The sequence below is a fragment of the Luteococcus sp. genome, assembly GCF_043424415.1.
Lineage (GTDB): Bacteria > Actinomycetota > Actinomycetes > Propionibacteriales > Propionibacteriaceae > Luteococcus.
This window is the reverse complement of the sequence record NZ_JBHWOO010000013.1, coordinates 1-9,087: the sequence shown is the minus strand read 5'-3', so window position 1 is coordinate 9,087 and position 9,087 is coordinate 1. Positions and strand designations below refer to the sequence as shown.

The window sequence follows — 9,087 nt, the reverse complement described above, 5'->3', positions numbered from 1 at the left end:
CCAGCCATTCTTGCGCGCCGCCCGCAGCAGGCCCACGTCGGGCTGCACGGCCACGGGGTTGCCGACCGCATTGAGCATCGGCAGGTCCACGTGGGAGTCGGCATAGGCGAAGGACTTCGACAGGTCGATGCCCCGCTGGGCCGCGTAGTGGCGAAGCCAGGCAGAGCGCGACTCCCCGACCATCGGCGGGTGCGTCAGGAAGCCGGTGCAGACCCCGTCGGCATCGGTGGCCAGCTCGGCCGCCACCACGACGTCGAAGAGGTCGGCGATCGGGCGGGTCAGCGGCCGGATCACGCCGGTGAGCAGGATCGTGGTGTGGCCCGCCTCGCGGTGCTCCTTGATGCGCTCGATCGCCTCGGCCGAGCTCCGGTCGGTGACGAAGGGGGCGATCTGCTCGTCGACGAAGGACTCCAGGTGGTCCATCCGCATGCCGGCATAGCGACGGTAGATGGAGCGCAGGAAGGTGGCGCGGTCGCGGCGCTCGGCACCGAGGTAGCCGGGCAGGCTGGCCGCCACCTGGGCGAGCTCGCGCACCCGACCGGCGGGCGAGAGCTCGGGCAGGCGGGCCCACAGGTAGGTCTCGATGACATTGGTGTCGAGCACCGTGCCGTCCAGGTCGAAGACGGCCAGGACGGTGCCGGGCTCGCTGGCGCGCAGCGGCTTGAAGGTGCTGGCGCGGTTGCCGCGACGCTTGCGCGCCGCCTCCAGGCGACGCACCGGGTCGGTGATGGCCGGCGCGTGGATCTCCTGCATGTAGCTCTTCCAGTCCACCGCCGAGGTGTCGAAGGCGAAGGAGGCGACGTCGTCGGGGTGCAGGGAGTTGTTCAGCGCCATGGTGCAGTCGTCGACGAAGTGCACCTGGCTCTGCAGGTACTCCCCGTACAGGTTGAGGTAGCGGCGCAGGAAGGACAGGTTCTTGCCCTGCCGGTCCAGCTGGATCGCGGCCTCGCGGGTCCGCTCGCTCCTCGGGGCATAGGTGACCAGGCGCTCGCCCACCTGGTGGGCCTTCTCGGCCACCTGCAGGAAGCGCAGCACCGGCTGCTCGCCGGGGAACTTCCAGGTGGCCAGCGGGGCGACGGTGCCGTCGGAGCGGGAGTAGGGGTGCTTCTCGAAGTACTCGCGCAGGTACTCGTAGATCTCGCGGAAGGTCATCGGGTTCCGCGCGCCGGTGGAGACGTGGTAGAACTCCGGCTCCCCCACCGTCGGCTCGGTGGCGCACACGGCGATGATTGCGTTGACCACGTGGTCGCAGCACACGATGTCCAGGGCGGCGTCGGGCGAGGCGGGGAATTCGCGCAGCTGGCCCTTGCCGTAGGCCAGGATGATCGGGTCGGCCATCTTGAAGCCCTCGATCCAGCCCGGGTAGGGGTGCACCAGGCTCGACTCGACGATCGCCGGGCGCACCACGGAGACTTGGATGTCCTTGCCCATGTCGGCCACGACCCGCTCGCCCATCGCCTTCGCGAAGGTGTAGACATCGGTCCAGCCCAGCGAGCGGGCGCGTTCCGTGCCGGCCTCGACCAGCTTGGCCTTCACCCACTCCTGACGGCGGCGCTCGGTGTCCTCGGCGGTGGTGAGGAAACCGGCCTGGCGGTGGTCGCGTTCGGCCAGCTTGCGCAGTTCGGCGAGCTGCTCGGCGGTGCGGCTCTGGGTCTCGACCAGGTCGGCCATCGCCAGGGCGTGCTGGGTCTCGACGCGGTAGTCGACATCGTGCTCGTGCGCGGCCTCGGGGATCGCGCCGCGTCGGCGGCCGGCGGTGTAGGCGGTGGAGATGTGCACATAGTGCGGGATGCGCACCAGGTTGCCCGATTCGTCGCTGCAGGCCTCGAGCATCTTGGCCATCAATGCCTGGGTGCCCAGGACATTGGTCTTGAAGGCGGCATCGATCGGCGGGTCGAAGCTGACATCGCCGGCGCAATGGATCACCACGTCAAGGTCGCGGGGCAGGGCGGGCACATTGGGCAGGTCGCCGGCCAGCACGTCGACGCGCTGGTCCAGCAGCTGCTGGGGGCCGCCGGCAGCGGCTGCCAGTTCCTTGAAGATGGGCTTCTTGAGCAGGCTGACGACGCGCTGCTCGGCGGTGACCGAGCCCTTGGGGCGCACCAGCAGCACGGCGCGCGTGGCGGGCAGCTCGGTGAGGATCTTCCACAGGATCTGTTCGCCGATGAAGCCGGTCACGCCGGTCATCACGATCTTCTGGCCGTCGAGCAGGTCCTTGAGGCGGCCGTCGAGCAGGGGCGGGGTGTGGGTGCTCATCGCTCCACCTCGCCGGCGGCAGCCTCGAGGGCCTCGGGCAGGGTGAAGTTGCCCACGTACAGGGCGGTGCCCACGATGGCGCCCTCGACGCCGATCGGCACCAGGCCGCGCAGCATCCGCAGGTCCTCCAGGGTGGAGATGCCGCCGCTGGCCACCACTGCCGCCTCGGTACGGGCACAGACCTGGCCCAGGAGCTCCAGGTTGGGGCCGGTGAGCATGCCGTCGCTGGCCACGTCGGTGACCACATAGCGCTGGCATCCGGCGGCATTGAGCCGGTCGAGGGTCTCGAACAGGTCGCCGCCCTCCCGGGTCCAGCCGCGGGCGGCCAGACGGGTGCCCTTGGCGTCCAGGCCGATGGCCACCCGGTCGCCGTGTTCGCCGATGACGCGGTCACACCACTCGGGATCCTCCAGGGCCGCGGTGCCGATGTTCACGCGGCGGGCGCCGGCCTCGAGGGCACGGGCCAGGCTCTCGTCGTCGCGGATACCGCCGGACATCTCCACGTTGATGTCGAGCTCGCCCACGATGCGGGCCAGCACGTCGGCATTGGTTCCGCGGCCGAAGGCTGCGTCGAGGTCCACCAGGTGGATCCACTCGGCACCCTGCTCCTGCCAGCGTCGCGCGGCCTCGAGCGGGTCACCGAAGACCTTCTCGGATCCCGCGACACCTTGCACGAGCTGGACGGCCTGACCGGCCTGGACGTCAACTGCTGGGAGAAGCACAAGTGGGTTCACGCCAACCAACCCTACGCCATCAGGCGCTGACCCACCCCTGCAGAAGGGCCGCGCCGGACGCACCGGACTTCTCGGGGTGGAACTGCAGGGAGCTGATGTTCTCGTGCTCGACGGCCGCGACGAAGCGGTCGCCCCCATGGCTGGCCCAGGTGGTCCTGGCCCCCGCGGGCATCAGGTGCTCTGCCTGCTGGGCGCGCACGCCGTAGGAGTGCACGAAGTAGAAGCGCTCGTCCTCGATGCCGTCGAACAGCCGCGAGCCCTCGGCCGCCTCCACCTGGTTCCATCCCATGTGCGGCAGCCTGGCCGACTCCAGCCGCTGCACCATGCCGGGCAGCAGGCCCAGGCCGGTGGCCTCCACCTCGTGCTCGAAGCCGGCGGTGAACAGCACCTGGTGGCCGACGCAGATGCCCAGCAGGGGGCGCCCCTCGGCATGCCAGCCGGTGACGAACTCGTCACCCCCGACGGCCCGAAGGCCCTCCATGCAAGCAGCGAAGGCACCAACCCCGGGCAGCAGCAGCTTGTCGCAGCGGCGCAGCTCGTCGTGGTCGCTGCTGAGCACCACCTCGGCGCCCGCAGCCTCCAGGGCCCGGCAGGCCGAGTGCAGGTTGCCCGAGCCGTAGTCGAGCACCCCGACGCGGGTCACAGCGTGCCCTTGGTGCTGGGGATCTGCCCGGCCTGGCGCGGATCAGGGGCGATGGCAGTGCGCAGGGCCCGGGCCAGTGCCTTGAACTGGGCCTCGACGATGTGGTGCGGGTCGCGGCCGGCCAGCAGGCGCAGGTGCACGCACAGCCCCGCATTCATCGCGAGGCTCTCCACCACGTGCTGGGTCATCGAGCCGGCATAGGGCACCCCGGAGCCGCCGATCAGGGCATAGACCTGGCCATCCGGCTCGCCGCTGCACACCACATAGGGGCGGCCGGCGACGTCGACGACGCACTGCGCCAAGGCCTCGTCGAGCGGCACCATCGCATCCCCGTAGCGGGTGATGCCGCGCTTGTCGCCGAGTGCCTGGGCAATGGCCTGGCCCAGCGCGATGGCGGTGTCCTCCACCGAGTGGTGACCGTCGATGTGCACGTCGCCGGAACAGCTGACGTCCATGTCGATCCCGGAGTGCTTACTCAGGGCGGTCAGCATGTGGTCGTAGAAGCCCACCCCGGTGCTGATCGAGCTGTGGCCGGTGCCGTCCAGGTCGATGCTGACGCTGATCGTCGACTCGCTGGTGGTGCGCTCGACGCGTGCGGTGCGGCTCATGCGTGGGCCTCCTTGGCCTGGGCCTTCATGCGGTGGGTCTTCATGGTGGTGGTCAGCGCCTCGCGGAAGGCGGCCATCTCCCGGGGCGTGCCGGCCGAGACGCGCAGGTAGCCCTCCGGGCCGGTCTCGCGCACCAGCACGCCCTGGTCGAGCAGCGACTGCCACACGGCGTGACGGTCCTCGAAGCGGCCGAAGAGGCAGAAGTTCGCCTGGCTCGGCACCACCTCGAATCCCTGGTCGCGCAGCCATCCCTGCAGCTCCTGGCACTCCTGGCGCAGCGCGTCGACCTTCTCGAGCATCTCGTCGGCGTGGGCCAGCGCCACCAGGGCCACCTGCTGGGCGGAGGCCGAGAGGTGGTAGGGCAGTCGGACGATGCGGCAGGCGTCCACGATGGCGGGGGTGGCGGCCAGGTAGCCCAGTCGGCCGCCGGCATAGGCGAAGGCCTTGCTCATGGTGCGGCTCACCACCAGGTGCTGGTGGCGCGGCAGCAGGGCCAGCGCCGAGTCCTGCGGCACCTCGGTGAACTCCTGGTAGGCCTCGTCGACCACGACGATGCAGTCGGGGCGCACCTCGGCCAGCCCGGTGCAGATCTCGTCGATGATGCTGACGGGCGTGGTGGTGCCGGTGGGGTTGTTCGGGGTGGCGATGAGCACGACATCGGCCTGGTGGTGGCGCACCGCGTCCAGCACGAGTTCGGCGTCGAGCCGGTGGTCCTCGCGGCGCGGGGCCACCGCATAGTTGCTGAGCGTGTTGCGCGCGTACTCGGGGTACATCGAATAGGTGGGGCTGAAACCCAGCACGGTGCGTCCGGGTCCGCCGAAGGCCTGCAGCAGGTGGGTCATCACCTCATTGGAGCCATTGGCCGCCCAGATGTTCTCGGGGCCAAGGCCGAAGCCCAGGTAGTTGGCGAGCGCGGTACGCAGCCCCAGCGCCTCCCGGTCCGGGTAGCGGTTCATCGACGCCGCGGCCTTCTGCACCGCCGCTGCCATGGCTTTGGCCACCTTCTCGCTGGGCGCATAGGGGTTCTCGTTGACGTTGAGGGCCACCGGCACGTCGAGCTGGGGGGCTCCGTAGGGCTCCTGCCCGACCAGTTCGGGGCGCAACGGCAACTCGGCCAAACTGATCTGGGCCGGCTGGGCGGCCGTGGGGGTCTCGGGGCGGATCATCGTCCCTCCTCCTGCTGGGTGCGACGCACCGTGATCGCATTGGCGTGGCCCGGCAGGTCCTCGGCCATCGCGAAGGTCTCGACGTGGCCGGCGACCTCCTGCAGCGCCTGCTCGGTGTACTTGATGACGTGGACGGCGCGCATGAAGCTGCGCACCGACAGACCCGAGGAGTGGCAGGCGCAACCGGCGGTCGGGAGCACGTGGGTGGAGCCTGCCGAGTAGTCCCCCAGCGAGACCGGGGCCCAAGGACCGACGAAAATGGCGCCGGCATTCGTGACTCGGGCGGCCACCTCGGCGGCATCGCGGGTCTGCACCTCCAGGTGCTCGGCGGCATAGGCGTCGACCACCTGCAGTCCCTGCTCGACGTCGCGCACCATGACGATGCCCGACTGCACGCCGCCCAGGGCGGTGTGCACGCGCTCGCTGTGGCGGGTGGCGGCGGCCTGGGCGGCCACCTCCTGCTGCACCGCCGCGGCCAGTTCGGGCGAGTCGGTGACCAGCACCGAGGCGGCCATCGGGTCGTGCTCGGCCTGGCTGATCAGGTCGGCGGCGACGTGGCGTGGGTCGGCGGACTCGTCCGCGAGGATCGCGATCTCGGTGGGGCCCGCCTCGGAGTCGATGCCGACCACACCGCGCAGCAGTCGCTTGGCCGCGACGACGTAGATGTTGCCGGGGCCCGTGACCATGTCGACGCGCTCGCACAGGTCGTCGACGCCATGGGCGAACATGGCGATCGCCTGCGCCCCGCCGACGGCATAGACCTCGTCGATGCCGAGGATGTGGCACAGCGCCAGGATGTTGGGGTGCGGCAGGCCGCCGAAGTCCTTCTGGGGCGGGCTGGCGACGGCAATGGAGCCGACCCCGGCCACCTGGGCCGGCACCACGTTCATGATCACCGAACTGGCCAGCGGCGCCAGGCCGCCGGGCACGTAGAGGCCGACCCGGTTGACCGGGATGATCCGCTGGGCGACGGTGGCCCCCTCGGCCACGGAGACGCTGGGCGAGTTGTTCTCCTTCTCGGCGAGCTCGCAGACCTGGCGGCGGCGGGTGATCGACTCGTCGAAGGCGGCGCGCAGCTCGTCGTCGAGCTCCTCGGCACAACGGGCCAGCACCTCGGCCGGCACCCGCAGGTGTTCGGGACGGACGCCGTCGAACTGCTCGGCGAAGCTCAGCAGGGCCTCGCTGCCCTCGGTGCGCACCGCCTCGCTGATCGGACGGACCTTCTCGACCGCATGGTCCACCTCGAAGGCCGCCCGGGGCACGGCCCGGCGGTAGTCGAAGCGCTGGCCGTCAAGGCCTGCTCCCGTGAAGTCAAGGGTTCGCATCAGATTCTCTGCCACCCCGCAAGTCTAGGTGTGGCAGCGCCCTTGCGCGCCCATGACCACCGGCTGGGCCGTCGCCGATGCCTGCTGGCCAGGACATGGTGGGATGGGGCGGTGCACTTCATCGGACTGGGAACGGCGGTCAATGTCATCGCCATCGTGGCCGGATCCCTGCTGGGACTGGCCCTGGGAGCGCGGATGCCGGCCCGTGCCCAGGGCGCCGTTACCGACGCCCTGGGCCTGTGCACCCTGGTGATGGCGGGCCTCTCGCTGCGTCCGCTGCTGGGCGAGCCGCTCGCGGCCGCTGTCGGCGGCGGGGCCCTGGTGGTGGTGCTGCTCGCGGTGGTCGCCGGCACCCTGTTCGGCTCCTGGATCGGGCTCGAGGAAGGCATGGACGACCTGGGCCGCTGGGCCAGGCGACGGCTGGGAGCGCGCGCCGGCGGGACCGGGCACGACGAGTCACGTTTCGTCGACGGCTTCGTCACCTCCACCCTGGTCTTCTGCGTCGGCCCGATGGCCATCCTCGGATCGCTGGCCGACGGGCTGGGCCAGGGCCCCGACCAGCTGCTGGCCAAGAGCGTGCTGGACGGCTTCGCGGCGATCGCCTTTGCCAGCTCGCTGGGGCTCGGGGTCCTGCTGTCCGCGGTGGCCGTCGGGCTCTATCAAGGCACCCTGACCGTGCTCGGCGCCGTGCTGGGCGGGCTGCTTCCCGCCGCGCAGGTGGACGCGCTCACCGTGACCGGCGGCATCGTGCTGCTGGGGCTGTCTGTGCGGCTGCTGGGCCTCAAGCAGGTGCGGGTGGCCGACATGCTGCCGGCCCTGGTCGTCGCGCCGGTGCTGGTCGCCGTCGTCGAGGCCCTGTGATGGCTGGGCAGGCCACGCCGGCGACCCGTGCCCTGTCCAAGGCCCGAGTGAGCCACGAACTGCATCCCTACCACCATGATCCCGAGAGCACCCATTTCGGCGATGAAGCGGTCGAGGCCCTCGGGCTGGATCCGCTGCAGGTCTTCAAGACACTGGTGGTCAGCTGCACAGGCGGACCTCAGTCAGTGGCCGTCGCCGTGGTCCCTGTGGCTTGCCAGCTGGACCTCAAGGCGATGGCTGCCGCCATGGGCGCCAAGAAGGCGGCCCTGGCCGATCCCCAGGCTGCCGAACGCGCCACCGGCTATGTGGTGGGCGGGATCTCGCCTCTGGGCCAGAAGCGCCGCCTGCCCGTCGTGATCGATGCCAGTGCCGAGACGCAGCAGACGGTCCTCGTCTCGGCCGGCCGCCGGGGCTTGCAGCTGGAACTTTCCCCCACCGACCTGGCACGGCTGTGCGGCGCCTCCTTCGCCCCGGTGGCCCGCTGACCGGCGCGCCGGCGCGGCTCCCTAGAGTGGGAGCCATGTCAGAGCAGCCTTCCTGGTCACGTCCGGTCCCCGTCGTCGGGGACACCTCTTCGGCCAAGGAGCGTGCCGAGGCGCCCGACGGGTGGGCGATGCCGCACCCGGTTCGCGAGGCGCTGGCCACGGTCGTCGGTGCCCGCCGTGACATCCGGCGCTTCCGCCCCGACCCGGTGCCCGAGGAGCTGGTGCGCCGGGTCGTCGAGGCCGGTCACCGGGGCCCGTCGGTTGGCCATTCGCAGCCCTGGCGCTTCATCGTGGTGCGCGATGCCGAGCTGCGTGACCGTGCCGCGGCGATGGCCGACCGTGCCCGGCTGGCGCAGGCGGACCAGCTGGCGCCCGAGCGGGCCCGCCAGTTGCTGGACCTCAAGCTGGAGGGCCTGCGCGAGGCGCCGCTGGGTCTGGTGGTGGCCTGTGACCGTCGGTCCCCGGCGGTGGGCGTGCTGGGGCGTGCCACCTTTCCCGACGCCGACCTGTGGAGTTGTGCCGCAGCGATCGAGAACATGTGGCTGACCGCCCGGGCCGAGGGTCTGGGCATGGGCTGGGTGACGCTCTTCGAGCCCGACGAGCTGCGCGAGCTGCTGGGCCTGCCCGAGGGGGTCGAGACGCTCGGCTGGCTCTGCCTGGGCTGGCCCGACGAGCGGCCGCCGTCGCCCGGCCTGGAGCGGCTCGCCTGGTCGAAACGGCTGCCACTTGACGACGTGCTGCTGGCCGACGGCTGGCCCGGCGAGGAGCCCCGCCGCCCCGTCCACCACCTGGCCGCGCCTGACCAGTCCCGCGTGGTGCAGGCCACCGACGACGCCGACCAGCTGCTCACCACGCCCGGCTCGCTGGGTGTGCTCGACCGCGCCCTCAACCGCCTCGAGGCGATCCGCCCCCAGGGCGTCGAGTCCGGGGTGCTGGTGCTGGCGGCCAGTGACCATTCCGTGACCAGGCACCGGGTGAGCTCCTTCGAGCAGCAGGTGGGCCGCGACGT

General features: G+C 71.1%; 9 protein-coding genes. 3 read left to right on the top strand and 6 right to left on the bottom strand.

What is annotated here, in order from left to right:
* The 6 genes from ACHFFZ_RS00440 to hisD all read right to left on the bottom strand — a co-directional run.
* The coding region (locus ACHFFZ_RS00440; RefSeq protein WP_394274696.1) for an HAD-IB family hydrolase at positions 1–2,256 on the bottom strand (2,256 nt) is incomplete at its 3' end.
* Positions 2,253–2,990: a bifunctional 1-(5-phosphoribosyl)-5-((5-phosphoribosylamino)methylideneamino)imidazole-4-carboxamide isomerase/phosphoribosylanthranilate isomerase PriA gene (priA, locus tag ACHFFZ_RS00435; protein WP_394274695.1), complete on the bottom strand. Its 738-nt coding sequence runs from the start codon at positions 2,988–2,990 to the stop codon at positions 2,253–2,255. The genes ACHFFZ_RS00440 and priA, both read right to left, overlap by 4 nt.
* A gap of 19 nt (positions 2,991–3,009) precedes the next feature.
* Positions 3,010–3,633 (bottom strand): imidazole glycerol phosphate synthase subunit HisH, encoded by a 624-nt coding sequence (hisH, locus tag ACHFFZ_RS00430; RefSeq protein WP_394274694.1) that lies wholly within the window; start codon positions 3,631–3,633, stop codon positions 3,010–3,012.
* A complete protein-coding gene (gene hisB / locus ACHFFZ_RS00425) occupies positions 3,630–4,241 on the bottom strand; it encodes an imidazoleglycerol-phosphate dehydratase HisB (protein WP_394274693.1) in 612 nt (203 codons plus the stop codon). The genes hisH and hisB overlap by 4 nt, the downstream gene beginning before the upstream one ends.
* Positions 4,238–5,407, bottom strand: a complete 1,170-nt coding sequence (locus ACHFFZ_RS00420; protein ID WP_394274692.1) for a histidinol-phosphate transaminase — start codon at positions 5,405–5,407, stop codon at positions 4,238–4,240. Before ACHFFZ_RS00420 ends, hisB begins: the two co-directional genes overlap by 4 nt.
* Entirely contained in the window at positions 5,404–6,732 is a 1,329-nt protein-coding gene (gene hisD / locus ACHFFZ_RS00415; RefSeq protein WP_394274697.1) for a histidinol dehydrogenase, read from the bottom strand. Before hisD ends, ACHFFZ_RS00420 begins: the two co-directional genes overlap by 4 nt.
* Before the next feature lie 111 nt (positions 6,733–6,843).
* Between hisD and ACHFFZ_RS00410 the strand changes: the two genes are divergently transcribed.
* The 3 genes from ACHFFZ_RS00410 to bluB all read left to right on the top strand — a co-directional run.
* Positions 6,844–7,593, top strand: coding sequence for a DUF554 domain-containing protein (locus ACHFFZ_RS00410; RefSeq protein WP_394274691.1), 750 nt, complete (start codon positions 6,844–6,846; stop codon positions 7,591–7,593).
* Positions 7,593–8,078, top strand: a complete 486-nt coding sequence (gene ybaK / locus ACHFFZ_RS00405; RefSeq protein WP_394274690.1) for a Cys-tRNA(Pro) deacylase — start codon at positions 7,593–7,595, stop codon at positions 8,076–8,078. The genes ACHFFZ_RS00410 and ybaK overlap by 1 nt, the downstream gene beginning before the upstream one ends.
* A 35-nt stretch (positions 8,079–8,113) precedes the next feature.
* Positions 8,114–9,087: 5,6-dimethylbenzimidazole synthase (gene bluB / locus ACHFFZ_RS00400; RefSeq protein ID WP_394274689.1), on the top strand; the 974-nt coding region annotated here is incomplete at its 3' end.

Excerpts from the sequence above, each read along its gene's own strand:
- hisB (WP_394274693.1), bottom strand. The coding sequence starts at position 4,241 with ATGAGCCGCACCGCACGCGTCGAGCGCACCACCAGCGAGTCGACGATC.
- ACHFFZ_RS00420 (WP_394274692.1), bottom strand. The coding sequence starts at position 5,407 with ATGATCCGCCCCGAGACCCCCACGGCCGCCCAGCCGGCCCAGATCAGT.
- hisD (WP_394274697.1), bottom strand. The coding sequence starts at position 6,732 with ATGCGAACCCTTGACTTCACGGGAGCAGGCCTTGACGGCCAGCGCTTC.
- ybaK (WP_394274690.1), top strand. The coding sequence starts at position 7,593 with ATGGCTGGGCAGGCCACGCCGGCGACCCGTGCCCTGTCCAAGGCCCGA.